This window comes from Brachybacterium aquaticum (assembly GCF_014204755.1).
In the GTDB taxonomy this organism is placed as follows: domain Bacteria; phylum Actinomycetota; class Actinomycetes; order Actinomycetales; family Dermabacteraceae; genus Brachybacterium; species Brachybacterium aquaticum.
Window position 1 is genome coordinate 2706628 of the sequence record NZ_JACHLZ010000001.1, and the last position, 23523, is coordinate 2730150.

Annotated in this window: 28 protein-coding genes and 1 pseudogene; 19 read left to right on the top strand and 10 right to left on the bottom strand. The window is 72.8% G+C overall.

The genetic code is table 11. The annotated features are described in order from the left end of the window. The first annotated feature begins 3 nt into the window (after positions 1-3). Positions 4-888, top strand: coding sequence for a prenyltransferase (locus tag HNR70_RS12090; RefSeq protein ID WP_184325877.1), 885 nt, complete (start codon positions 4-6; stop codon positions 886-888). 75 nt (positions 889-963) lie between these two features. Next, positions 964-1194 (top strand): hypothetical protein, encoded by a 231-nt coding sequence (locus tag HNR70_RS12095; protein WP_184325878.1) that lies wholly within the window; start codon positions 964-966, stop codon positions 1192-1194. A gap of 138 nt (positions 1195-1332) precedes the next feature. On the opposite strand, the gene HNR70_RS16270 is transcribed toward HNR70_RS12095, so the two are convergent. Both HNR70_RS16270 and HNR70_RS12100 read right to left on the bottom strand, forming a co-directional pair. After that, positions 1333-1467, bottom strand: coding sequence for a hypothetical protein (locus tag HNR70_RS16270; RefSeq protein WP_281383218.1), 135 nt, complete (start codon positions 1465-1467; stop codon positions 1333-1335). Between the two features lie 85 nt (positions 1468-1552). Further along, positions 1553-2290: a nucleoside transporter C-terminal domain-containing protein gene (locus HNR70_RS12100; protein WP_312857655.1), complete on the bottom strand. Its 738-nt coding sequence runs from the start codon at positions 2288-2290 to the stop codon at positions 1553-1555. An 83-nt stretch (positions 2291-2373) separates the two neighbouring features. On the opposite strand from HNR70_RS12100, the gene HNR70_RS12105 reads away from it, so the two are divergent. From HNR70_RS12105 to HNR70_RS12115, 3 genes are all read left to right on the top strand, one after another. Continuing rightward, positions 2374-3108 (top strand): class I SAM-dependent methyltransferase, encoded by a 735-nt coding sequence (locus tag HNR70_RS12105; RefSeq protein WP_184325879.1) that lies wholly within the window; start codon positions 2374-2376, stop codon positions 3106-3108. 79 nt (positions 3109-3187) lie between these two features. Continuing rightward, on the top strand, positions 3188-3535 hold the full coding sequence (locus HNR70_RS12110) for a PadR family transcriptional regulator (protein ID WP_184325880.1): 348 nt from the start codon (positions 3188-3190) through the stop codon (positions 3533-3535). A 1-nt stretch (position 3536) separates the two neighbouring features. After that, positions 3537-4490: a permease prefix domain 1-containing protein gene (locus HNR70_RS12115; protein ID WP_184325881.1), complete on the top strand. Its 954-nt coding sequence runs from the start codon at positions 3537-3539 to the stop codon at positions 4488-4490. Positions 4491-4532: 42 nt separating this feature from the next. Here the strand turns inward: HNR70_RS12115 and HNR70_RS12120 are convergent, their stop codons facing one another. After that, positions 4533-4817 carry a TolB family protein gene (locus tag HNR70_RS12120; RefSeq protein WP_184325882.1) on the bottom strand — a complete coding sequence of 95 codons (285 nt, stop codon included), beginning with the start codon at positions 4815-4817 and terminating at the stop codon, positions 4533-4535. Between the two features lie 771 nt (positions 4818-5588). After that, complete coding sequence (locus HNR70_RS12125) at positions 5589-6074, bottom strand: pyridoxamine 5'-phosphate oxidase family protein (RefSeq protein ID WP_184325883.1); 486 nt, start codon at positions 6072-6074, stop codon at positions 5589-5591. 269 nt (positions 6075-6343) lie between these two features. Here HNR70_RS12125 and HNR70_RS12130 point away from each other — a divergent pair, with 269 nt between their 5' ends. The 3 genes from HNR70_RS12130 to HNR70_RS12140 are packed head-to-tail and all read left to right on the top strand — an operon-like array spanning position 6344 to position 10690. After that, complete coding sequence (locus HNR70_RS12130; protein ID WP_184325884.1) at positions 6344-7411, top strand: pyridoxal-phosphate dependent enzyme; 1068 nt, start codon at positions 6344-6346, stop codon at positions 7409-7411. Further along, entirely contained in the window at positions 7404-9164 is a 1761-nt protein-coding gene (locus tag HNR70_RS12135; protein ID WP_184325885.1) for an FAD/NAD(P)-binding protein, read from the top strand. The genes HNR70_RS12130 and HNR70_RS12135 overlap by 8 nt, the downstream gene beginning before the upstream one ends. Further along, positions 9161-10690: a type III PLP-dependent enzyme domain-containing protein gene (locus tag HNR70_RS12140; protein WP_184325886.1), complete on the top strand. Its 1530-nt coding sequence runs from the start codon at positions 9161-9163 to the stop codon at positions 10688-10690. The genes HNR70_RS12135 and HNR70_RS12140 overlap by 4 nt, the downstream gene beginning before the upstream one ends. A gap of 4 nt (positions 10691-10694) precedes the next feature. Here the strand turns inward: HNR70_RS12140 and HNR70_RS12145 are convergent, their stop codons facing one another. Further along, positions 10695-11207, bottom strand: a complete 513-nt coding sequence (locus tag HNR70_RS12145; protein WP_312857656.1) for an MmyB family transcriptional regulator — start codon at positions 11205-11207, stop codon at positions 10695-10697. 89 nt (positions 11208-11296) lie between these two features. On the opposite strand from HNR70_RS12145, the gene HNR70_RS12150 reads away from it, so the two are divergent. Further along, the gene (locus HNR70_RS12150; protein ID WP_246375869.1) at positions 11297-11479 is read left to right on the top strand and encodes a cupin domain-containing protein; all 183 of its coding nucleotides are present in this window, start codon (positions 11297-11299) and stop codon (positions 11477-11479) included. Positions 11480-11519: 40 nt separating this feature from the next. On the opposite strand, the gene HNR70_RS12155 is transcribed toward HNR70_RS12150, so the two are convergent. Beyond that, on the bottom strand, positions 11520-11774 hold the full coding sequence (locus tag HNR70_RS12155) for a hypothetical protein (protein ID WP_184325887.1): 255 nt from the start codon (positions 11772-11774) through the stop codon (positions 11520-11522). Positions 11775-12588: 814 nt separating this feature from the next. Here HNR70_RS12155 and HNR70_RS12160 point away from each other — a divergent pair. From HNR70_RS12160 to HNR70_RS12170, 3 genes are all read left to right on the top strand, one after another. Next, positions 12589-12834: a hypothetical protein gene (locus HNR70_RS12160; protein WP_184325888.1), complete on the top strand. Its 246-nt coding sequence runs from the start codon at positions 12589-12591 to the stop codon at positions 12832-12834. Positions 12835-12966: 132 nt separating this feature from the next. After that, a complete protein-coding gene (locus HNR70_RS12165; protein WP_184325889.1) occupies positions 12967-13239 on the top strand; it encodes a type B 50S ribosomal protein L31 in 273 nt (90 codons plus the stop codon). Positions 13240-13535: 296 nt separating this feature from the next. Beyond that, a complete protein-coding gene (locus HNR70_RS12170) occupies positions 13536-14510 on the top strand; it encodes a PrsW family intramembrane metalloprotease (protein WP_184325890.1) in 975 nt (324 codons plus the stop codon). A gap of 91 nt (positions 14511-14601) precedes the next feature. On the opposite strand, the gene HNR70_RS16390 is transcribed toward HNR70_RS12170, so the two are convergent. Continuing rightward, entirely contained in the window at positions 14602-15270 is a 669-nt protein-coding gene (locus HNR70_RS16390) for a GTP-binding protein (RefSeq protein ID WP_184325891.1), read from the bottom strand. 138 nt (positions 15271-15408) lie between these two features. On the opposite strand from HNR70_RS16390, the gene rpmB reads away from it, so the two are divergent. The 7 genes and pseudogenes from rpmB (at position 15409) to HNR70_RS12210 (ending at position 19264) form a co-directional block, all read left to right on the top strand. Next, complete coding sequence (gene rpmB, locus HNR70_RS12180; RefSeq protein ID WP_184325892.1) at positions 15409-15645, top strand: 50S ribosomal protein L28; 237 nt, start codon at positions 15409-15411, stop codon at positions 15643-15645. Between the two features lie 13 nt (positions 15646-15658). Then, a complete protein-coding gene (gene rpmG / locus HNR70_RS12185) occupies positions 15659-15826 on the top strand; it encodes a 50S ribosomal protein L33 (protein ID WP_184325893.1) in 168 nt (55 codons plus the stop codon). Position 15827: 1 nt separating this feature from the next. Next, on the top strand, positions 15828-16133 hold the full coding sequence (rpsN, locus tag HNR70_RS12190; protein ID WP_184325894.1) for a 30S ribosomal protein S14: 306 nt from the start codon (positions 15828-15830) through the stop codon (positions 16131-16133). A gap of 36 nt (positions 16134-16169) precedes the next feature. Continuing rightward, positions 16170-16424, top strand: coding sequence for a type B 50S ribosomal protein L31 (locus HNR70_RS12195; RefSeq protein ID WP_184325895.1), 255 nt, complete (start codon positions 16170-16172; stop codon positions 16422-16424). Then, on the top strand, positions 16421-16543 hold the full coding sequence (gene rpmJ, locus HNR70_RS12200; RefSeq protein WP_184325896.1) for a 50S ribosomal protein L36: 123 nt from the start codon (positions 16421-16423) through the stop codon (positions 16541-16543). The genes HNR70_RS12195 and rpmJ overlap by 4 nt, the downstream gene beginning before the upstream one ends. An 81-nt stretch (positions 16544-16624) precedes the next feature. Beyond that, positions 16625-17163, top strand: a pseudogene (locus HNR70_RS12205) (N-acetylmannosamine-6-phosphate 2-epimerase). 403 nt (positions 17164-17566) lie between these two features. Beyond that, positions 17567-19264, top strand: a complete 1698-nt coding sequence (locus HNR70_RS12210; protein ID WP_246375216.1) for an FAD-dependent monooxygenase — start codon at positions 17567-17569, stop codon at positions 19262-19264. Positions 19265-19330: 66 nt separating this feature from the next. Here the strand turns inward: HNR70_RS12210 and HNR70_RS12215 are convergent, their stop codons facing one another. The 3 genes from HNR70_RS12215 to HNR70_RS12225 all read right to left on the bottom strand — a co-directional run bounded on the left by HNR70_RS12215 (position 19331) and on the right by HNR70_RS12225 (position 23386). Next, entirely contained in the window at positions 19331-19918 is a 588-nt protein-coding gene (locus HNR70_RS12215) for a nitroreductase family protein (protein WP_184325897.1), read from the bottom strand. A 253-nt stretch (positions 19919-20171) separates the two neighbouring features. Continuing rightward, the gene (locus tag HNR70_RS12220) at positions 20172-21365 is read right to left on the bottom strand and encodes a Gfo/Idh/MocA family protein (protein ID WP_184325898.1); all 1194 of its coding nucleotides are present in this window, start codon (positions 21363-21365) and stop codon (positions 20172-20174) included. Next, positions 21362-23386 carry a glycoside hydrolase family 35 protein gene (locus HNR70_RS12225; protein ID WP_184325899.1) on the bottom strand — a complete coding sequence of 675 codons (2025 nt, stop codon included), beginning with the start codon at positions 23384-23386 and terminating at the stop codon, positions 21362-21364. Before HNR70_RS12225 ends, HNR70_RS12220 begins: the two co-directional genes overlap by 4 nt. Between the last annotated feature and the right edge of the window lie 137 nt (positions 23387-23523).

Consider the following 23523-nt stretch of genomic DNA (forward strand, 5'->3'; position numbering starts at 1 on the left):
ACGATGACCACGGCGAGCTCGTGGGCAGGGGCGGCGCGTCAGCTGCTGGCCTCCTCCCGTCCGCTGAGCTGGATCAACACCGCCTACCCCTTCGCCGCGGCGTACCTGCTCGCCGGCGGCGGGGTGGATATCCCGCTGGTGGTGGGCACCGTGTTCTTCCTGGTGCCCTACAACCTGCTGATGTACGGCGTGAACGACGTCTTCGACCATGAGTCCGATCTGCGCAACCCCCGCAAGGGCGGCGTGGAGGGGATCGTGCTGGATCGTCGCTGGCATGCGATGACGCTGTGGTCCGCGGGATTGCTCGCGCTGCCCTTCGTGATCGCGCTGCTCGCCTGGGGCGGGCCGGTCTCTGCGGTGGTGCTGGTGATCGTGCTGGCCGCGGTGGTGGGGTACTCCGCGCCCGGGCTGCGGCTGAAGGAGCGGCCGGTGGCGGATTCGCTGACCTCCTCGACCCATTTCGTGGGCCCGGCGGTGTTCGGCCTCGCCCTGACCGGGGCGCCGCTGAGCCTCACGGCGGCGGCGAGCCTGCTCGCCTTCTTCCTGTGGGGCATGGCCTCGCACGCCTTCGGCGCGGTCCAGGACGTCCAGCCGGACCGCGAGGCCGGCATCGGCTCGATCGCCACCGTGCTCGGCGCCGCGCCGACGGTGCGGCTCGCGATCGCGCTGTACGCCGCAGCGGGGCTGGTGATGCTGCTGGCCGGGTGGCCGGCGATGCTGGCCGGTGCGCTGGTGCTGCCCTACATCCTCAGCACCTGGCCGTTCCGATCGCTGGCCGATCAGCGGGCCGAGGAGGCGAACCGGGGCTGGCGGCGGTTCCTGTGGCTGAACCTGCTCTCGGGCTTCCTGCTCACGCAGCTGCTGATCGTGATCGCGCTGACCGGCTGAACAGCCCGTCAAAGAAGCGCGATGCGCTCCTTCGGTAGCGTGTACACCTCGCGACCCCGGAGGAGCCATCCGCTGATGCACCGCACCCCCTCCCAGCGCCGCGGGGACCATGTGCAGGGATACCTGGTGGGCCTCGCGATCGTGCTGGCCGGTCTCGCGCTCGCTCTCGGCCCGATCGCGATGGGCCCGATCGAGCTGCCCCGCAGCGTGCCGGCCGGGGTGCTGGCGGTGCTCGTCGGCCTGCTGTGGATCCTGCGCCGTGTGCTCGAGCAGCGGAGGGAGGCGCGCGCTGCGCGCCGGGCGTGACCAGCGCGAACAGGCCGCGCAGGACCGGGAGCGGCGCGAGCACGGCGCAGGGGCCACGGACTCCCGCTGACCCGCCCCGCGCCGCAGTACAGCGCAGAGCCCCGACGCGAGCGAGCGGGCCGGGGCTCTCCCCCTGGCTCAGACGGCGGCGGAGGCCTCGGAGAGCGTCGCGGCGAAGGGGTCGACGTCCGCGGGCACCGGCTCGACCTCGGTGAAGGTCGAGGAGATCTCCACGATCGAGTTCTCGGCGATCGCGGTCTCGATGCCCACCATGATGTCCAGGAGATGCGCGGAGACGGTGCCGGCGCCGATGATGCCGACGCCGACGGGTGCCGGCGGGCTGTGTCGCCGCGGTGCGTCAGCCGATCATGATCCCGGCGATGGTGGCGCTCATGAGGTTGGCGAGGGTGCCGGCGAGGATGGCCTTGAGCCCGAGCTGTGCGATCTCGGAGCGCCGGCTGGGGGCGATGCCGCCCAGGCCGCCCAGCAGGATCCCCAGCGAGGAGAGGTTGGCGAAGCCGGTGAGCGCGAAGCTGGTGATCGCGGCGGTCTTGGGGCTGAAGGACTCGATCTGCGGGCCGAAGCCGGCGAAGGCGACGAACTCGTTGACCACCACCTTCTGGCCCACGAAGCTGCCAGCGGCGACGGCCTCGCTCCAGGGCACCCCGATCATCACCATGATCGGCGCGAACACCCAGCCGAGGATCTGCTGGAAGGTGAGGTCGTCGGCGCCGAACCAGCCGCCGACCGTGCCGATCAGCAGGTTGATCAGCGCGATCAGGGAGATGAAGGCGAGCAGCATCGCGCCCACGGTCAGGGCGAGCCGCAGCCCGTCGGCCGCTCCGCCGGCGGCGGCGTCGATGACGTTGCTGTAGGAGAGGGTGTCCTCCTCGTCGTCGTCCTCCGTCGACGTCGCGGCCGACGAGGTGCCTCCGGTGGGGGCGGGCGCATCGGACGTCGCGGCGGAGTCGACGGCGGTCGCGGAGATCGGCGCGGTCCCGTCGGCCGCGGCGGTCGCGTCGGCCGACGGTGCCATGCCCTTGCCCTTCCTGCGGGTGGTCGCGGCGACCAGCTCCGCCTCGCGGGCGACGGCCACCGCTGACCCGTCGCTCGTCTGTCCCTCTCCGCCCTGGCACTCCGGGGCGCCGCAGCTGCCCGACCACCCCTGGAGCCGCCCCGATGACCCGCACCGCCGCCGAGGACCAGCTCGCCTGGAACCGCTACTGGACCCGCTGGGCCGCCGAGTACGACGAGCACCAGCTGACCCGTCTCTCCCTGCCCGGCGAGCGCGAGGCCTGGTCGCGGGCCTTCGGCGCCGCGCTGCCGCCCGGCACGCGCGAGGTGCTCGACCTCGGCACGGGCAGCGGCAACGTCGCCCTGCTCCTCGCGGCCGTCGGATACGACGTCACCGGCATCGACCTCTCCCCCGGCATGCTCGACGAGGCGCGGGCGAAGCTCGAAAGCCATCCGCACCCTCCGACCTTCTTCGAGGCGGACGCGACGGATCCGCCGTTCCCGCACCGCAGCCTCGACGCGATCGTCTCCCGCTACCTGCTGTGGACGCTGCGGGACGCCCCCACGGCGCTGCGGCGCTGGCACGAGCTGCTGCGCCCGGGCGGCGTGCTGGTCGCGGTCGACGGGCAGTGGTTCGAGCCCGAGGACGACGGGGGTGCGGCGCCAGCGACCGCGCGCCAGGAGCACTTCGCCGAGGCCTACGACGAGGCGGCCGTTGACCACCTCGACTTCGCCCGCGCCGGGGTGGAGCGGATCTGCGCGGTCTGGGAGGAGGCGGGCTTCGTCGACGTGCGCGCGGACCCGCTGCCCGAGCTGCTGGAGCTCGACCGCGCCCACGGCGTGGCACCTGGGCACTCCCCGCAGCTGCTGCACCGCTTCTCCGCCCGCCGCGCGGACTGAGCACCGCTCACGCCGCTCCGGACCCCGGACGACGTTATCCCCTAGACAACACTGTGTCTCACACACTACGGTGTGAGGCATGAGCGATGCTGTCGACACCCACCTGCAGGAGCTGCGACGCGGCACGGTCGTGCTCGCCTGCCTGCAGCTGCTGCGCGAGCCCGGCTACGGCTACGCGCTGCTCGAACGGCTGGACGCCCATGGCCTGCCCACCGATGCGAACACCCTCTACCCGCTGCTGCGGCGCCTCGAGAAGCAGGGCTTCCTCACCAGCGAGTGGAACACCGAGGAGTCCCGGCCGCGGAAGTTCTACTCCACCTCGGCCGACGGGATCCGCCTGGCCGAGACCCTCCAGCACGAGTGGCGCGCTCTGACCGAGTCGCTCTCCTCCCTCACCGAGCCCGACCCCGCGCACGAGGAGTCCTGACATGTCCGCCACCCTGACCGAGCGCTACATCAGCGCCACCATCCGCTCCCTCCCCGCCGAGTCCCAGGAGGACGTGCGCGCCGAGCTCGCCGCCTCCATCGCGGATGCCGTCGAGGCCCGCACCGAACAGGGCGAGGACCCCGAGGCCGCCGAGCGCGAGGTCCTCACCGGCCTCGGTGACCCCGCCGCTCTCGCCGCCGGCTACGCCGACCGCCCTCTGCACCTGCTGGGGCCGCGCTACTACCTCACCTGGCGACGCCTGCTGATCCTGCTGCTGTGGATCGTCCCGGCCTGCGCCTTCGTCGGCGTGGGCCTGTCCCAGGCGCTGATCGGCGCCGACGTCGGGACCATCATCGGCCAGGCGATCTCGACCGCGCTCACCGCGGCCGTGCACGTGGCCTTCTGGACCACGCTCGTGTTCGTGGTCCTCGAGCGCACCGGCGCGGACACCGCCGAGACGTGGAGCGTGGAGGACCTGCCCGAGCCGAAGGAGTCCGGCACTGGCCGCGCCGACCTGATCGCCTCCCTCGTCGTGCTCGGACTGGTCCTCGCGGCCCTGGTCTGGGACCGGCTGATCGGGCTGGTCCGGATCGAGGACGACTGGCTGCCGGTCCTGCACCCGGGGCTGTGGCCGCTGTGGACGCTGCTGCTGGTCGCGATCGTCCTGGCCGAGATGGTCCACGCGATCGTGCTGCACGCCCGGGGCCGCTGGAGCACGGGTCTCGCCGTGGCGAACACCGTCCTCGCGCTCCTCTTCGCGGGCTGGACGCTGGCCCTCTTCGCGAACGACCTGCTGCTGAGCCCGGAACTGCTCGAGCTGGCCCGCACCGTCGGCGACATCGACGCGCAGTCCATGCACACCCTCGGCGTGATCCTGGTGGTCTCGATCCTCGCGGTCGCCGCCTGGGACGTGGTCGACTGCTGGCTCAAAACGCTCCGCGACCGGCGCCGCTGAGCGGCGGGCCGACCGTCGCCGGCCCGCTCCGCCCGCCGGGGATCAGTCCGCCTGCGGACGATCGAGGCAGACCACGCGGAGGGAGTCCGGGGACCAGCAGTGCCCGCCCGCGGTCCCCGGCACGCCGTGGAGACGGGCGAGATCGCGCCCTCCCGACCCGTCGACCGCACACAGCCGCAGGAGCGAGTCGGCTCCGACGGTGCCCTCCTCGATCCCCGGCGATTGGCTGACATAGGCGACCAGCCGGCCGTCCGGGGAGACCTGCGGGAAGCGGTTCACGCGCTCGTCGTGGGTGAGCTGCTCGATCCCGGTGCCGTCGGGTCGCATGCGGAACAGCTGCGAATGTCCCGGCGCGGCGGGGTCGCTCTCCGCGTCGAAGACGGCCCAGCCGCCGCCGTGCGCGGCGCCCCGCGGGTCCGGGCCCGCTCCGCGAGCGCGAATGTGGCCGGCCGGAGCGGCCGAAACCCCTCCGGTGCCGGGGACGCGGACGACCCGCGGGGGATCCAGGTGCCGTCCGCGAGCCGGCACGCGCCGACACGGGTGAGGACGGCCTCGTCGCGCCCGCCCCCTGCGGCCCCGGTCGCTCCGTCGACGGGGTCCGCCGGGGCCGGGGCGGGGCCGAGCCATTGCGGCTCCCCACCCCCGGCGGGGATGCCCCACTGCGCGCCGCCTGCGCTCACGATCAGCGTCTCTCCCCCGTCGGGCCAGCTCACCGACTCGAGGAGCAGCTCGAAGGATTCGTGGACGACGGTGGCGCGGCCGGTCTCGACGTCGAGCACCCGGAGCCGGTAGCCTCGGCCCGGAACGCGGGACGAGGGGACCGGGTGTCGCGCCTCATGGCCGGGACTCGCCGGGCCATGCTTCGACGCCATGCCGTCCGAGCCATCAGCCATGGCGCCTCCCTCGTCGTCGAGCCTGAAGGCCCGCATGCTATGCCCGGCTCCGGGGACGAGAGCAGGGATCCGACCGGTCGGACCGGCGGGGCGATCACCGCTCGGGCTCCCGTCGGTCGAGCGCGGACCGCCCGATGGCTCGGGGTGGGGCCGCCCGTGTCGACACCTCCCACTCCGAGGACGCCACGGCTCGGGCTCTCAGCGCTCAGAGATCTGTGGTCGCGGTGCCGCCGGCAGGTCGGTCCCCGGTCAGGCGCGCCCTCACGATCTGTGCGACCGCGGCGACCTTCCCACCCGGCACGCCCCAGTACTGCGCGGAGTCCCCGGAGAACCGCAGCAGGCCCAGGTTCTCGTCCTCGGGCCCTTCCGGGAAGTAGGCCTCGGCCGCATCGGTCCAGAGAGCCCGGATCCGAGCGCGGTCGTCCTCGAGAACGGCCTTCCCGGCCACCGAGAGCCAGGTCCCTCCCTCTGCCACCGCGAGGTTCACGGCCGATCCCTGCCTCAGCGCCTCGGCATGCCCGCTGTCGAGGCCCACGAAGAACAGCACGTCCACGTCGTCGCTCACCTCCTGGATCGTCATCGGATGGGAGACCAGCGCACCGTCCCGGAGCGCGGTGGTCAGCATGACCAGTTCCGTCCCTCGCAGGATGCGCACGACGTCGCTCTGTCCGAACTCCTCGATACCGTTCATGGCGTTCCTTCCGATCGTGGTGGCTGCGCCATCGCGGCCATTCACAGCATGACGACTCGCGACCACTGCAACGTACCCATCTCCGCTGCGGGAGGAGGGATGCCGACCGTTCGGTTCATCGCCGACTCCTCGCGATACCGGTTCGTCGTGCGTCCCGCCACCGCTCCGAGCTGGGCCGATGCAGTGTCCGGGGTGAGCCGACCGATCCGGTGGAGCGCACCTGGCCGAAAGAGCCCTCGGTCGGCGCGAGGTGGCGTAGCGTGCAGCGGATGAGCACCACTCTCGAAGGCTCCGGCGCGTGGCGCCCTCAGACGACGGGCCGCGAGTCGATCGCGGTCGGGGTCTCCGCCGCGATCGGACGAACGCCGCTGGTCCGCCTGGACCGGCTCTTCCCGCAGTCCGGCATCGAGGTCCTGGCCAAGCTGGAATCCGCCAATCCGGGAGGCAGCACCAAGGACCGGCCTGCGCTGGCGATGGTGCGCGATGCTGTGGCCTCGGGCAGACTGCGTCCAGGCGGCACGGTCGTCGAGTCCAGCTCGGGGAATCTCGGTGTGGCCCTGGCGCGAGTGTGCCTGGAGCACGCCGTGCGCTTCGTCTGCGTGGTCGATTCGCGCACGAACGGGACCGCCGTCGCGGCGATCCGGGCCCTCGGAGGACGCATCGAGATGGTGACGGACCCCGATCCGGAGACCGGCGACCTCCTCACAGCTCGACTGCGTCGCGTCGAGCATCTCCTCTCGGAGATCCCGGGGGCCGTGAACCTCCACCAGTACGGCAACCCTGCGAACCCGGCCGCCCATGAGGACGGGACCATGCGAGAGATCGCCGAAGCCACCGGTCACCGGCTCGACGTGCTGATGGCCGCGGTCAGCACCACCGGCACCCTCGCCGGATGCAGCGCCTACCTCCGACGCACCTCGATGGACACGACCACGGTCGCCGTGGACGCGGAAGGGAGCGTGCTGTTCGGAGGGACCGCAGCCCCTCGCCCTCTGCCCGGTCTGGGCGCCGGAGTGGTCACGGACATCTCCCGCACGGTCGACCCGGATCGAGTCGTCCGCGTCAGCGGGCTCGACTGCGTGGTCGGCGCGCGACTTCTCGCCGAGCGCGAGGGCATCCTCGCCGGCGCCTCGACGGGAGGCATCGTGCACGCGCTGGGAACCCTCGTGCCGGACCTCGCCCCTGGGAGCCGGGTCGCCCTGATCGTCCACGACAGCGGCGTCCCCTACCTCGGCACCGTCTACGACGACAGCTGGGTGCGCACGACGCTGCACGCCGCTCCCTCCGACGTCGCCACCGCGACCACGGCCCTGCGGGCCCTCGCCCGCCGTGGCTGAGGGCGCTCCGGCGCGCGATCAGCCGCTCTCCCTGGCCGTCGTCGGCGACGGCCCCAAGGCGCTGTTCGCGCTCGAGGAGCTGTGCGCCCAGCTCAGCGACGCCGCATGCCACGACTCCCTCCGACCCCTCGAGATCACCGTGGTCGCCCCGGGAACGGTCGCGGGGACCGGCGCCGCCTATGACGTCACCCAACCGCACTCCCTGCGGCTCAACGTCGACGCCGCTCTGCTGGACGTCCCGGCGACCGGGACGAGCCCGTCCTTCCGCGACTGGGTCGCCGCAGTTCATCCCGCCCTCGTCTCCGCGACCTACCCGCCGCGCGCCGTGGTCGGCGAGTACCTCCATGCGCGGTGGCTCCGGATGCTGGCGGACATGGCCCGGAGCGGGGTGACGGCGAGGACCGTGAGTGATCGTGCGGTGTCCCTCCGGCGCACGGCCGGGCACTGGGAGATCGTGACCGCGATCCACGGCGCGCTCCCGCCGGTGGAGGAGATCCTGCTCGCCACCGGACATGCCGCGGAACACTCCGGTGCCCTGGCCCGCACCTGGTCCTCGACCATCCCGCTGCGTCCAGCGGTGCTGCCCGCCGCGGAGATGCTGGGTTCTCATCACGTTCCGCCTGGCGCGCGGGTGGCGCTGCGCGGCAGCGCCCTGACGTTCATCGACGCCGCCCTCGTGCTCACCCTCGAGCGCGGCGGGCGCTTCACCCCGCGCGCCGACGGCGTCCCCGGCCTCCTCCACCGGCGCGGCTCCGAGGAGCCGCTGGTCCTCCTGCCCACGGCGCGCCACGGCCGCCTCCTGGACGCGAAGCCCGACCCTCGGCTCCCCCTGCCGGCCGGGGTGGGCGGTGCCATCGCCGAGGGAGCGCGGCGACTGAGCCGCTCCGAGCGGACCGCCGTCGGCCCCGATGCCGTGATCGACCTCGTCCTGGACGTCGCCACGGCCGCCCTCGCTACAACGGTGTCGGAACCCGACCTCGGGCGAGAGGCGGTCGAACGCGCACTGGCCTCGGGATCCGACCCGGATCTGCACCGCGGACCGGGCCACGCCGAGGACGCCTTGCGACGGAGCGTGGAGATCGGCCGAGGTCGCCGGGCCCCCGGCCCCGCATGGATCCTCGGACGCGTCTGGGCCGGGCTCTACCGCCCCCTCACGCGCGCGGTCCGCGGTTCCGCGGCCCCCGCCGAGGAATGGGCTCGCTTCCGTCGGGCCTCCCAGGTGCTCGAGAGGTTCGCGTTCGGCCCTCCCCTCGAGGTCGCGGAGATGCTGCTGGCCATGATCGGGTCCGGGGCGCTGGACCTCTCCTGGGTGGACGCCGGGACCCGGATCACGGCGTCCGGAGTCGAGGGCGTCCCGCCCGGTCACGCCCCTCCGGACGTCGTGGTCGATGCCGTGCTGGCGCCGCCGGGAATCGTGGGGATCCTCGACCCGCTCTCGCGAGCATTGGTGGACCAGTCGCTGGTCGAGGTGCGACCGGCACGGCGCGGCGCGGCCGTGGACCACGACGGCACTGCGCTCGCCGGGGGCCGCCCGCGCGGGCAGAGCCAGCGGCAGGAGGGCCTCGCCCTGCTCGGGCGCCCGACGGAGGACCACGTCATCGGGCACGACACCCTGAACCGGCACCTCCACGACGAGCCGCGTCTCTGGGCGGCGCGGATCACCTCGAGACTGCGCCGCACCGACGGCGAGCCCTCGGCCCCTCCCTGCCCGACCACGACCACCACCCCCGAGCAAAGAATCGGTTCGCGATGACCAGACCTGCCCTCTCGTCCTCGACCGCTGCGGACCCCACCGCCGATCATCCGCCCGGCGACACCGAGGCCCTGCGACGCCGCTGCGGCGGGCTCCCCCCGCTCAGCGCCCGTCTCGAGCCGTGGATGCGAGAGCTGCTGGCGGATCGTCGAGCCTGCTCCGCACTGATCGAGCAGTACGGCAGCCCGGTGAACGTCCATGAGTTCTCGCCCCTGTCCCGCAACGCCTCCGAGCTGGAGTCCGCGGCCGCCCGTCACGGCGTGCCGCTGAGGATCTTCGTCGCACGCAAGGCGAACAAGACCCTGGGCCTGGTCGAGTCCGCGAGACGCGCCGGTCACGGGGTGGACGTCGGGAGCCACCGGGAGCTGTCCCAGGTGCTCGACCAGGGGTACGCGCCCGAGGACGTCGTGGTGACCGCGGCTGTGAAGCCACCGGAGCTGCTGCGCCTCGCCCGCGACACGGGTGTCGTGCTGGTGCTCGACAACCTCGACGAGGCCGAGGCTTTCCTGCAGGTCGCAGCGGAGAACAGGACCGGTGGGCCGCAGCCTGTCGCGCTCCGCCTCGCACCGACCCCGGCCAGCGGCGTCGCCCCCACACGATTCGGGGAGTCCGCGGCGACCTGGCAGCACTGGGCCGATCGCGCCCGGACCTCCGCCGCCGGCCTCAGGATCGACGGAGTACATTTCCATCTCCACGGCTACGCCGCGCAGCACCGCGCCCTGGCCCTCGACGAGGCGCTTCGTCTCGGCGATGCGCTCCGCGACCTCGGGCACGGCCTTCGGTTCATCGACATCGGCGGGGGCGTCCCGATGTCCTATCTCGACGACGCCGGTCAGTGGGACGCGTTCTGGACAGCGCACGATGCGTCGACGAGCGACCGCGTCGACGCGGTCACGTGGCGCGCAGAGCCTCTGCGCCAGGTCTATCCGTACCACCAGGAACCGGTGCGCGGGGAGTGGCTCGAACAGGTGCTGAGCACACGGCTCGCCACCGGGGAGACCGCAGCCGTCGCGCTGAGGGAGCGGGGCCTGGAGCTGCGCTGCGAACCCGGCAGGTCGCTGCTCGACGGATGCGGCCTGACGCTGTCCCGCGTCGTGCAGCGCACCACGACGAGCGATGGGGTGCCGCTCATCGGGCTCGAGATGAATCGGACCCAGTGCCGATCCACGTCGGACGACTTCCTCGTCGATCCGCTGCTGGTCCCCGGCGACGGTCCACGCTCTGCGCCGCTGCACGCGTTCCTCGTCGGGGCGTACTGCATCGAGGCGGAGCTGATCCTGCGTCGAAGGCTCGACTTCCCGCAGGGTGTCGCGATCGGTGACCTTCTCGCCTTCCCGAACACTGCCGGGTACCTGATGCACATCCTCGAGAGCGCGTCCCACCAGATCCCGCTGGCCTCGAACGTCGTCCTCGGTCCTCAAGGCCCCCGCCGCGACGCCATCGATGCCGTCTCCCCGCTGCGGCCATGGGCACAGGAGTCCGCCTCCGCGGCCGAGCGGGGATCAGGATCCGCCGCGGCCATCTGACTCGTCACGCGGCGCGGCTCAGCAGCCGGCCCGTGACTCCTCGCGCCGGCCGCGGGACCTGCTGCGACGCCGCGCAGCTGGCGAGCAGGCGCAGGCGCTCGGCACTGGTCGAGCCGGGCTCGGCGGTGTGGACGAGCATGACCCGGCCGGGCTCGGCGGTCATCGCCAGCTCCTCGTAGGCGAGCTCGACCTCCCCCACCACGGGGCGTCTGAAGCGCTGGGTGCCGGAGCCGTGGGTGCGCACGTCGTGCGCGCCCCAGAGTCGGCGGAAGGTCTCCGAGCAGGTGGACAGCTCGCCCACCATCTCCTGCATCACCGGGTCGTGGGGGTCGCGCCCGGCCTCGGCCCGCATGATCCCCACGCACATCTCGGCGAACCGCTCCCAGTCCGGGTAGAGGTCGTGCAAGGCGGGATCCAGGAACTGGAGGCGGGCGAGGTTCGGCACCCGCCCGCCGGCGCCCTCCTCCCCCAGCAGCGGGGAGCAGAAGGTGCCACCCAGCGCGTTGACCGCGACCATGTTCTGACACCGTGATCCTGCGCCGACGGGTCGTGGACCCGCCCCCGGATCCCACGCGGATGCGGGCCCACACCGGTCAGGAGTGACTGGTGGTGCTCTCAGGGACGCTGGTCCTGCAGCTCGGCGCTCAGCGCCATCACATCGCCGGCGATCAGTGCGCGGAGTTCGACACCCTGGTCCCCCACGCCTTCGGCGCCGAGGGAGGCCCGGCCGACGTGCTGCTGATCGTGGATCGGGCTGCAGGTCGCGGCCATCACGACGACGGCGGGTGACCCGAAGGCCACCCGCCGTCACGCCCCGTCATCGAGCAGCTCAGACCGCTGCGACGAAGTACGTGCCGGAGGTCAGGAAGCCCTCGACGCTGAACGTGCCCGAGCCGACCGCCTCCTCGGGGATGAGGAAGGCCATGGTGCCCTCGGCGGTGCCGCCGTCGTAGAGGTCGCCGACGTCCATGAAGTCGTCCTCGAGGACCACGGAGGCCTCGTCGTAGGACCGTCCGTCCTCGGCGACGTAGGAGATGTAGAGCTCGATCCACGGGGTGATCGACTCCGGTCCGGTGTACTGCACCGTCACCGGGACGGTGATGTAGACCTGCCCCTCGGGGCCGGCGCGGGCTCGGAGGTGTCCTCCTCGGCGACGTCCTCCTCGACAGCTTCCTCCGCCTCGGCGTCCTCGACGGCGGTCGCGGTCGTCACCGTACGGTCCCGGCGGATTCGCCGAGGCAGGGTACGGAGATCACTGCGCGGGATACGGGGAGCTCGCCCCGCTCGGCGACCCACCGGGCGGCGTCGCGCCGAAGCGCGGCTGACCCTGAGGGCGGGAGCTCGGCGACCCCGACATCGGCTGCTGCGGCTCACCCGGGAACTGCGGAGGCAAGGACGCTGCCATCACCTGGGCCGCGCGGCGCACGGCACCCTTTCGTCTCGAAGCCTCGACACTCCGAGGCAGATCAATGAATCTTCGCCCATCACACCGACTGCCGAACTCCAAGAGACCCCGGACGACGGAGAGCAGCCTGTGCAGTCGCTCACCACCTCGGCCCTGCCGTCCCACTGGCACGGAATAAACCCCTGGACATCCCCGTTGACCGCCCCGTACCGTGCAGCACTCCGGACCACGGCCCCAGGCCGTCGCCGGACGTGCGACCCTCCCGGCCGGACCCGCCACGACGGCGGCGCCCGGATCTCGCACCGCGTGCAGCGCGAGCAGCCCGCCCCAGCGGGCGCCGCGAGCACCCCGCCACGCCGCAGCGGCACCGACAGCCCTGCGCGCGGGGATCTCACCGCTCCGCCCCGGCGGAGCTGCCGCACGCACACCCACCCGGCACCGTGCCGGACACAGACATCACGTCGGCCGCGCGCCGACATCGAAGGAGAACCACATGACCGACCACCGACAGCACCATCGACCTCAGCCCCATCTCGTCGTCTTCCGCGACCAGAGCGCCGGGCTGCGCTACCTCTCCCGCTCCGCTCGCACCTCGGAGCACTCGACCACCTGGGAGGACGGGAACATCTACCCCGTCATCGAGGTGGACCTCTCCTCCGCCGCGCACCTGGCACGCACCGGAGGCCGCGCCGTGGAGGAGGAGCAGGCCCGCCGCACTCTCGTCGACACCGCCGCCTGACGCCCCGCGGCGCCCGTCGCCTCGCGGCGACGGGCGCCGCGACAGGCCGCGACAGCCGGCCGGGCCACACGGGAATACGCGAACCCCCTGCGTCGTTGATCCTTCAGTCATCGACGCGGTGAGGAGAACGCCATGCAGAAGAACATCCACCCTCAGTACCGACCCGTTGTGTTCCGGGACCGGAGCGCCGGGAAATCCTTCCTGACCAACTCGACCCGCACCTCGGACAAGACCGTGCGCTGGGAGGACGGCCGGGAGTACCCCGTGATCGACGTCGAGGTCTCCTCGGCCTCGCACCCGTTCTGGACCGGTCGCGGCACCGTGCTGGACACCGCCGGGCGCGTCGAGCGCTTCCGCCGCCGCTACGCCGACAAGGTGCTGCCGGCGAGGACCGCTACCGCCTGAGAGCCCCTGCGCCGCCCCGACGGGCGGCGCACACGCACACGCTGAGAGCCGTGATCCGGCGCCGACGAGCGAGCTCGTCCGGTCCGGGTCACGGCTCTCGTCGTCGGCGGGTCCGTGGGGCGGGACGCGGCGCCGGCTCGGCGTCGGAGTCGTGCGCACCAGCGCCTCGACGAGGAGTGACCGAGCAGACGATGCCGTCGCCTCCCCGCGGGGGCATACTGTCCTCGACGCCGCCGCGATGACGACGCCTCACCTCGGGTGAGCACGAGCAAGCCCGCCGGATGAGGGAGCGGGCGATGACCGCACAGTTCCCCGTCACACAGGCACCAGCACCTCGGCCCCCGGCCCCGCGGTCCCCCGCTCGCGCGGCCGTCCCCGGCCCTGTCGCCCAGGCCCCCGGACTCCACGGGCGGCTCACGACGCAGCCTCGAGCGACGGCGCCCGGCCCGCAGGTCCGGCTCGCTCCGCCGAACGGCGCAGCCCCCGCCCGCTACCCCTGGCACCTGCGGCTGTCCTGGCTGCTGGTGCTGGCGGGCGGGCTCCTCGCCTATGTCACGACCTTCGTGATCATGGTCCTCACCGGCAATCCGATCCTGCTGCCGACGCTGCTGCTGGTGGGCGCGGCGACGATCCCCGTGACCGTGCTGCTGCTCGCGCAGTCCACCCGCAGCGGTCCCCTCGTCCCTGGGCGGATCGTGCTGGTCACGGTCGCGGCGAGCGGCCTGTTCGGCATCTGCGCGGCCGGCCTCGAGGAGCGGATCGCGGGCGCCGTGCTCGGCGGTGCCTCGATCCTGCTGGTCGGGGTGATCGAGGAATCCGCGAAGCTCGTGGTGCCTCTGATCGTGCTCGCCCTCGTCCATCGCGCGACCCGGGGCGGCGGGCTCGTGATCGGCATCGCGGCCGGCACGGGCTTCGCGGTGCTCGAGACGATGGGCTACGGCTTCGGGGCGCTGCTGTCCAAGGGCGGCGGGCTCGGCGCACTGGATACGACGCTCGTGCTTCGTGGGGTGTTGGTCCCGGCCGGGCACGTGGCCTGGACGGGTGCGGTGTGCGCGGCGCTGTGGTTCCTGGTCGAGACGTCCCACAGGGCTCGCGGGGCGCTCGCGCTGGCGGTCGCCGTCCTCGGAGCTGTCGTTCTGCACACGGCCTGGGACGCGACCGGCAGCCTGGTGCTGCGGATCGTGGTGGCTGCGGTGAGCGGGGGCACGCTGCTCGCCCTCGTGATCCTCACCCACCGCAGACACGCCCGACGCACCGTCACGGCAGCCTGAGCACCGCCTGCGGACCCTCTCACACCCTGGCGTCCCGCTCCCCGAGCCAGGGTGGGAGGGGGTCCTCGGCGCCGAACCACGGTGCGGGGCCTCACGCCCATTCCTGCGGGGTGAGCAGGCTGCGGGCGAAGGCGTTCCGCACCCGCGGCAGGCCCTCGGGGTCCTGACCGGTGATGACGAGCCGCGTGGTGGGCAGCTCGGAGTCGGTCCGCCAGACGGCACCGATGGAGACCTGGCCGCCGGCGCCGTCCCACTGGCAGATGCTGTCCGGGCGCTCCGGCACCCAGAAGCGGCCACGCCCGCGCAGGCGCCCGCCGCCGAGCACGTACTGCACGGTCGCGGCGAAGGGGTCGTGGAGGAGCCGCTGCTCGGGGGCGCGCAGGCGCTCGACGAGCTCGGCCCCGGCGCCGTCCGCGTCGCCGGAGAGCACGAGCAGGTCGGAGTACTCGCGCAGGGCGGCGAGCGCGATGGCGGAGGCGAGGTGCCAGGCGTCCTCGTGGGGGCGCAGCGTGCCCGCCACGATCGACGGGTCGGCGCTCAGCGGCGGGGCGAGCAGGATGCCGGTCACCTCGGGGAGGCGGGCGAGGCGGGCGAGGCGGGCGAGGTCGACCAGCTCGTCCTCGTGCACCCCGTCGGCCGCGACGGCGAGGCGGCGCAGCGCGGAGGAGTCCTCAGTGACCTCGTAGCGCAGGGCGAGGAACCCCTGGCCGTCCAGGAGGAGGCTCGCCAGCAGAGCGTCGCGCAGCACCTGGTCGAGCACCGTGACGACGGCGACAGGGCGGGAATGCCGGGCCCCCGGGAGTGGTTCGGGGAAGGAGGCATCGAGGAGCGGTTCTCGGGAACGGGTCCTGCACTTCCCGCTTGACGATAATCATTCTCATTACTAGTATCGCCGTCCATGCCCCAGCGCTGTCAAGTCAACGGACCGGTCCCCCGCTTCGCTAAGTCCGTGTCCCATTCGCACCGCCGCACCTCGCGACGCTTCGACCCCGGCATCCAGACGAAGCAGTACTTCGTCCCGTCAATGGGCCGCACCGTGCGCCTGCGCGTCTCCACCAGGGAGATGCGCACCATCGACCGCCGCGGGATCGAGGCCGTCGTCACCGAGATCCGCGCCCGCGAAGAGAAGATCTGAGAGGAAAACCCCTATGGCCAGGAAGAACGATGTGCGCGGCGTGGTGAAGATGCGCTCCACCGCCGGCACCGGCTACACCTACATGACCACCAAGAACCGCCGGAACACTCCCGACCGGCTCGTCACGCGGAAGTTCGATCCGGTGCTGCGCGCGGTCACCGAGTTCCGCGAGGAGCGCTGAGATGGCGAAGACCTCGAAGATCGCCGCCGACGCCCGGCGCCGCGCGACCGTCGCGAAGCACGCCGAGGAGCGCGCCGCCCTGAAGCGCACGCTGAAGGACTCTGCCGCGCCGATGTCCGAGAAGGTGCTCGCCCAGCGGGCGCTGCAGCGGATGCCGCGCGATGCGAGCCCCACCCGGCTGCGCAACCGCGACGCGGTCGACGGCCGTCCCCGCGGCTACCTGCGCACTTTCGGTCTGTCCCGGGTGCGCTTCCGTCAGCTCGCCCACCGCGGTGAGCTGCCCGGAGTCACCAAGTCCAGCTGGTGAGCGCGATCTCGCCCCGTCCCTGAGAGGACCCGCCCCATGAAGCAGGGCATCCACCCCGACTACCGCCCCGTCGTGTTCCGCGACGCGAGCGCCGACTTCTCTTTCCTCACCCGCTCCACCGCCGTCTCGGAGCGCACCATCACCTGGACCGACGGCCACGAGTACCCGGTGATCGACGTGGAGGTCTCCTCCGCCTCGCACCCCTTCTACACGGGTCAGGCGAAGGTCCTGGACACCGCCGGGCGCGTGGAGCGGTTCCGCCGCCGCTACGGGAACCGGAGCGCGTCGTGACGGTCCGCGCCTCGCTCCGCTCCCTCGCCGCGAAGCCGAGTGCTCAGGTGGTGCGCCGGCGCGGGAGAGTGTACGTGATCAACAAGGTGAAGCCGCGGTTCAAGGGGCGGCAGGGCTGAAGCAGCAGCGGCCATAGGCTGGGCGTCGAGACGACGACGCCACCGGTACCGGCCCTCGGTCGGCACCTCGAAGGAGCACCCCTGGACGCGCTGACCGCCTCGCTCGAGGACACCCTGATCGTCTCCTGCCAGGCCTACCCCGGGGAGCCGATGCGGGACCCGCGCACCATGGCGCAGGTCGCCGCCGCGGTCGAGATCGGCGGCGCGTCCGCGGTGCGCGCCCAGGGCCTGGAGGACATCCGGCAGGTCAGGGCCGCGGCGTCCGTGCCGGTGATCGGCATCTGGAAGGACGGCGCCGAGGGCGTGTTCATCACCCCACGCTCGACCACGCCCTGCAGGTCGTCGACGCGGGCGCGGACATCCTCGCCCTGGACGGCACCACCCTGTCGGGCTACACCGGCGCACGGCCGAAGACCGAGGGACCGGACCTGGCTCTGATCCAGGAGCTCGCGGGCATCCTGCCGGAGACCTCACTGCTGGTCGCCGAGGGCCGCGTGCACACCCTGGTCCACGCCGCGGCCGCCCGGGACGCCGGCGCCCGGGCCGTGGTGGTCGGCACCGCCATCACCCACCCCACCACCATCACCACCTGGTTCCGCGAGGCGGTCACGGCGCGGTGAGGTGAGGGGCAGGGCTGCCGGGTGGGGGCCAGGTGCAGTGAGGGGAGCCCAGGTCCGGCAGCGGGTCTTGGGCTGCGAGTCTGAGGCTGCGGCCCCTGGAAATCTGTCGTCAGCGTCGGAGCTCGAGCTATACGGCCGACCTCCGACGCTGAGGACACTTCTTCAGGGCCACTGCCTCCGACGCAACCCTGACCAGACCCGTAGCTGCGAACTTTGCGCTCCGTGCGTGACCTCAAGCCCCATACGGCCGCGAGGTCGCGCAGAGAGCGCAGAGTTCGCCGCCCTGCTCTCCGCCAACCGCAGGAACCACCGCAGCCTCTGCGCCCACTCAGCCGTCGCCGGCACGACCGGCCGGGTCTACCGTGGGCCTCACCTCCGCCCCTGCGTCGAGACGAAGCCCGACATGACCGCCGCTGATCCCGCCTCCTCCCCTGTCGACCGCATGGCATCCCCCACCGGCGCCGCCGGCTCCGGCATCAGCACGGGCAGCACCGCCCCGACCTCCCGCCCCCTCCCCCGCACTGTCGACGTGCTGGTGGTCGGTGCCGGACCCACCGGCCTGATGGCGGGTCTGGTCGCGCACCGCCGCGGCCTGTCCACCCTGGTCGTGGACGGGAAGTCCGGCCCCACCCGGGAGTCGCGCGCGATCGTGGTGCAGGCGCGGTCGATGGAGATCCTGGACCAGCTCGCGCTCGCCGACCCGGTACTCGAGGGAGCGCAGCTCGCCGGACGGATCCGGATCCGGCAGGGTGCCGCGCCGATCGCGGCAGACTTCGGTGATGCGCAGCGCGGCTGGACCCCGTTCCCCGGTGCGCGGATCTTCGAGCAGAGCCGCACCGAGGCCCTGCTCTCCGAAACCCTCGCCGCGGAGGGTGCACCGGTCGCCTACGGCCATGAGCTGCGCTCCTTCACCGCCGACCCGGACGCCCACGACGGCGTCGACGCCGTCCTCTCCGGACCGGATGGCGAGGTGCGGGTGCGGACCCGCTGGCTGATCGGGGCCGACGGGGCGAGCTCCCCCGTCCGCCACCAGCTCGGCCTCACCTTCGACGGAGTCACCGACGACGCGACCTTCTGCGTCGCGGATCTGCACGGCGTCGAGGGCGCTGCGGCCGATGCGCTCTCGGCCCGGTTAGGACGGGAGAAGTTCGCGATCCTGTTCCCACTCGGCGAGGGCGGGCACGCGCGACTGATCTGGCTGCACGGCGGGGACCGTCCCGATCAGGAGGAAGCGCTCGCGGGCGTGCGCGAGGACCTGGGGATCCGCTACGAGCGGGTGGACTGGTTCTCGTCCTACCGGGTCCACCACCGCCTGGCCTCCCGGTTCCGGGTGGGGCCGGTGCTGCTCGCGGGCGACGCCGCGCACGTGCACTCCCCGGTCGGCGGCCAGGGCATGAACACCGGCCTGCAGGACGCCCACCACCTCGTGAACCTGCTGGCCGACATCGCGAGCGGACTGCGGGACCCCGCCCAGATCGACCGCTATGAGGCCGAGCGCCGCCCGGTGGCCGTGACGCTCGTGCGCTCGGTCGACCGGGCGTTCGGTGCGGTTGCCAGGCCAGGGCGCGGCACCGGCTTCGTCCGCCGACGGGTGCGGGACGTGGCCGGGCTGATCATCCCGCGGGTACTGCGCTCCCCCGCCGGGCCGCGGCTCGCCGGGCTGCTCGGCCAGTACCGGATCCACTACCACCCGGTGCCCGAAGGGCAGGAGGAGCCTCGCTGGGCGCGGGATCCAGCGGTGGGCAGGCGGCTGCGGCCGACGGCGGAGAACACTGCGGCGCTGCGACGGATGACCTGGCAGCTGCACACCTACGGGGGTGGGTGCGTGACCAGCGCAGCGGCAACGTCACCGAGTGCGAGACCAGGAGAGGTGGGTGAGGCGGCCGTGCCCACCGCGTTGCGACCGCAGGTCACGGCGGCGATCGAGGGTCCGCTCGCCTTCCCGGCCGACCCGCTCGGCGAGATGCGCCCGGACCGGCTGTACCTGGTCCGGCCCGACGGGTTCGTCGCCGCGGCCTGGCCGCTGCACGCTGGCGCCGCTGCGTCGGCCGACGTCTCCGAGGCGCTGGCCGCCTACGGATTCGCACCGTCGGCCGACTGAGTCGTCAGCCGGGTAGGACGTCGGCCCGGTGAGACGTCGACCGAACGGCCGGCCCCCGCCGACCGCTCAGGCGATCGGGGCGAGGAGGATCTCGTCGACCGAGCGGCGCTCGCGCGGGCGGGCGTCGCGCTCGCGGATCTTCTCGGGCACCTCGTCGGTGTCCGCGTGCTCGCCGATCGCGATGACGGTCAGCGGCTTCTGCGCAGCGCTGAGGCCGAGCAGCTCGGACATCTCGGCCTGGTCGAAGCCGGCGGCCTGATGGGCCCACAGGCCCAGATGCGCGGCCTGGATCGAGAGGTGGGCGGCGGCCTGACCGGCGTCGTACTCGGCGTAGGGCACGGCCTCGCCGTCGCGCTCGGTCTCGGTGACCAGCACGGCGATCGCCGAGACAGCCGGCATCCAGGTCTGGTTGAAGCCGGCGAGGGTCTGGACGATCCCGCCGAACAGGGCGGTGCCGCGTCGGGCGAGGGCCACGCGCCAGGGCTGGTCGTTCATGAAGGACGGGGACCAGCGCACGGCCTCGACGAGGCTGCGAGCCTCCTCGTCGCTCAGCTCGTGGGAGGCGGTGAAGCCGCGAGGGCTCCAGCGCTCGGCGAGCAGGGGCGCGATCGGCACGCTGGTGGCATTGCGGGCAGTGGTGTCCAGAGCGGTCACGGTCGAGGTCCTTCCGACGTCGGTGCAGGTGGGGCGACCAGAAGCTCCGTCGCCGACCTCCCGGCCGTACCAAGCGCACGTTAGCACCGCCCCTGGCTCTGCTTGAAGGGTGTGTGGCGAACCGTGACCGGAGTGCTGTGACCGCTGCACCGTGACCGCCCCCGTCGGCGGCTGCCCGGGGACAGCGCAGCGCGACGCCGCGTAGCCCGCCCAGCTCTGCGGAGCCTGCCGCGCTCAGTGGGGCCCGCCGGGCTCAGCGGGGCTCGACACCTTCCGCGGGCTGGCCGGCGTCGAAGTACTCCCGCACCGCCTCCGGCACCGGCGGGACGTCCCTCGGCATGCCACCGGCGCGGATCGACTCGGCGCCGCTCACGCCGGTCGCGACCGCCTCCCTCGCGGCGATCGCGGAGACCTCGGTGGCGCCGCCGGAGCGGGCGAAGCGCAGGAACTCGCCGATCAGGCTCGGATCGGCGCCGCCGTGCCCGCCGTCGGCCCGGGCGACCACCTCGACCGCGTCGGGCCTGCCGGGACCGGAGCGGCGGGACTCCCAGATGTGGATCTGGTCCCCACCGCCGTCGCCCATGTTCTCGATCCGCCCGGCGTCCCCGATCACCGTGTAGTTCCGCCAGTAGTCAGGGGTGAAGTGGCACTGCTGGTAGGAGGCGAGCACGCCGTTGTCCAGGGTCATCTGAAGCATGGAGATGTCCTCGACGTCGGTGATCGGGTTCAGCTCCTTCTGCGCGGTGGGCGGCCAGATGTCGGGGTCGAACCAGTCACCCATGCGCCGGTCGGAGTTGTCGCGGCGGTCGGTGATGTCCCCGTAGACGGCGAGGTCGCCGATCCCGGAGACGCGCCGGGTGAAGCCGCCGGCGAGCCAATGGATCACGTCGATGTCGTGGGCGCCCTTCTGGAGCAGCAGGCTCATAGCCTTCGCCCGCTCGGCATGCCAGTCCTTGAAGTAGAAGTCGCCGCCGGCGCCCACGAAGTGGCGGCACCAGATCGCGCGGACCCGGCCGATGCGGCCGGAGTCGACGATCGCCTTCATCTGGCGGACCACCGGCATGTGGCGCATGTTGTGGCCGATGTACAGCCGGGCACGCTTCTCCATGGCGAGCTCGAGCATCGCGTCCGCGTCCTCGACGCTGATCGCCATCGGCTTCTCGCAGAAGGTGGCCAGGCCCGCGCCGAGGGTCTTCAGCGCCACCTCGGCATGGAGATGGTCCGGGGTGAGCACCATGACGGCGTCGACCTCGTGCCCGGCCAGCAGCTCATCCACCGAGCCGACGGTCGCGACATCCTCCCCGAACCAGTCGCTCGCCTGCACTGCCGCGCGCTCGCTGGGATCGGCGACGACGGTGACTTCCGACCCCTCGCCGGGGCGATGAGCATGCCGGGCGAGGCCGCCGCGCGCACCGAGGCCGACGACGCCGATCCGCAGGCCGCTCACGCCTGCCCGCCCGTCGCGGTCGCGCCGGCATCGCGTTCATCCGTCACCGCGCCCGCAGCATCCGTCACCGCGCCCACGGGACCCGCAACCGCGCCCGCGCGCCCGAACCGATGCCCCTCGGCGAGCGCCAGCCCCGTCGGCCGACGCTCCAGATCCAGCAGCAGCACCTCGTTGCGACCCTCCCGCACGAGCGGCGCGGGGACGTAGAGCGTCTGCTGGGGGCCGATGTTCCAGTACCGGCCCACGCAGAATCCGTTGACGTAGGCGACGCCGTGGCCGGCGCCGGAGACGTCGAGGTAGGTGTCCGCCGGAGCATCCGCGGTGAACGCGGCGCCGACGAGGACCGGCAGCGCGTCGTCGAGGACGCCCCCGTCGGCCGCGCCCCCGTCGGCCACGCTGTCACCAGCCGCCCCGAGCGGCGCGCCGCCGGCGAGGAGCCCGGCGAGCTCCTCCCCCATCTCCTCGAGCGGCCAGGGGTCGGCCTGCCAGTCGTTGTGGAAGCGGATCGTGTGCCAGACACCGCCGAGGATGCCCTTGCGCTCGCCGAGGCGGGGGCCGAAGTTCGTGCGGCCCAGGTTCTCCACGAGGATCTCGACGCGCACGGTGCGGTGACCGCCGTCCGGCAGGAGCACGTCCGCGAGCGGGGAGAGGTCGAGGACGGCGGGGTCGGTGGCGTCGGTGCGCTCGGCGTGCGGGACGCCGGCCTGGGCGGGGTCGAGACCGGTCGCGCCCGCGTAGTGCCCGTCGACGTAGACCCAGGCGCGATCGTGCAGGTCGTAGAGCTTCAGCGGGGCGATCGCGGGGCCGTCCTCGCGGCTGCTGCGGGCGATCTCGAGCTCGCGGGAGAGCCGCAGCAGTCCGCGCTCGAGCCCGAGGTCCTCGAAGGCGGGCGGGACGGGGTGGACGGGCGCGTCGCGGGTGAAGCGGGGCGTGTCGCGCAGGGAGACGACCTTCTCGATCTCGACGGGCCCGGCGGGGAGGGTTCCGGGCTCCGCCTCGAGGCCGAGCTGTGCGAGGTGCTCCTCGAGCGGGGGCAGGTCGCGGTGTGCGGCGATGACCTCGCGGAACGCGCGGAACTTCCCGGTGAGCGCGCCGTTCTCGGCGATCGGGGCGTCGTAGTCGTAGCTGGTGGTGGTGGGCTGGAGCGAGCCGTTGTGGTTGGCGCCGGCGGTGAGGCCGAAGTTGGTGCCGCCGTGGGCCATGTAGAGGTTCACGCTCATGCCGCGCTCGAGCATGGTGGCGAGCTCGCCGGCGGCGTCGTCGGCCGGTCGGGCATGGTGCTCCTCGCCCCAGTGATCGAACCAGCCGTTCCAGAACTCCATGCACATCTGCGGCTGGCCCGGCAGCTCGCGCGCGGCCATCTCGAGCACCTCGGCGGTGCGGGAGCCGAAGTTGACGGTCGCGAGCGCCCCGTCGACGGTGCCACCGGTGAGCCACATGCGGGCGGGCCCGTCGGACGTGACCAGCAGCTCGTCGATGCCACGGGCGCGCAGACCGTCGCGCAGGTGGGCGAGATACTCAGCATCGTCGCCGTAGCTGCCGTACTCGTTCTCGACCTGGACCATCACCACGTTCCCGCCGCGGGAGGCCTGACGTTCGGCGATCACGGGGATCAGCTGATCGAACCAGGCGTCGACGGCGGCGAGGTAGGCGGGGTCGCGGTGGCGCAGGCGCAGGTTCCGGTCGGCCAGCAGCCAGCCGGGGAAGCCGCCGTTCTCCCACTCGGCGCAGATGTACGGGCCGGGGCGCACGATCGCATCGAGCCCCTCCTCGGCGGCGAGGTCGAGGAAGCGGCCGAGGTCGGCGATGCCCTCGAAGGTCGTCTCGCCCGGCGCGGGCTGGTGCACGTTCCAGGCGACGTAGGTCTCCACGGTGTCGCAGCCGAGCGCGACCAGGCGCCGCAGCCGGTCCCGCCATTGCGCGGGGTGGATGCGGAAGTAGTGCATCGCGCCGGAGACGATCAGGTGCCGCGCGCCGCAGCGGAGGAAGCCGTCGGGGGTGGGCTGGAGGAGAGCGGGCATCGGCGGTGATCCTCTCGGGGTGAATCGGTTTGCACCAGTGTGCCAGGGCGAGGGTGGGGTGCGGGCCGGGGTGCTGGCCTCGTCGGCCGACGGGCCTGCCGGCGACCCGGCCGACGAGCCCGCCGGCGACCCGTCGG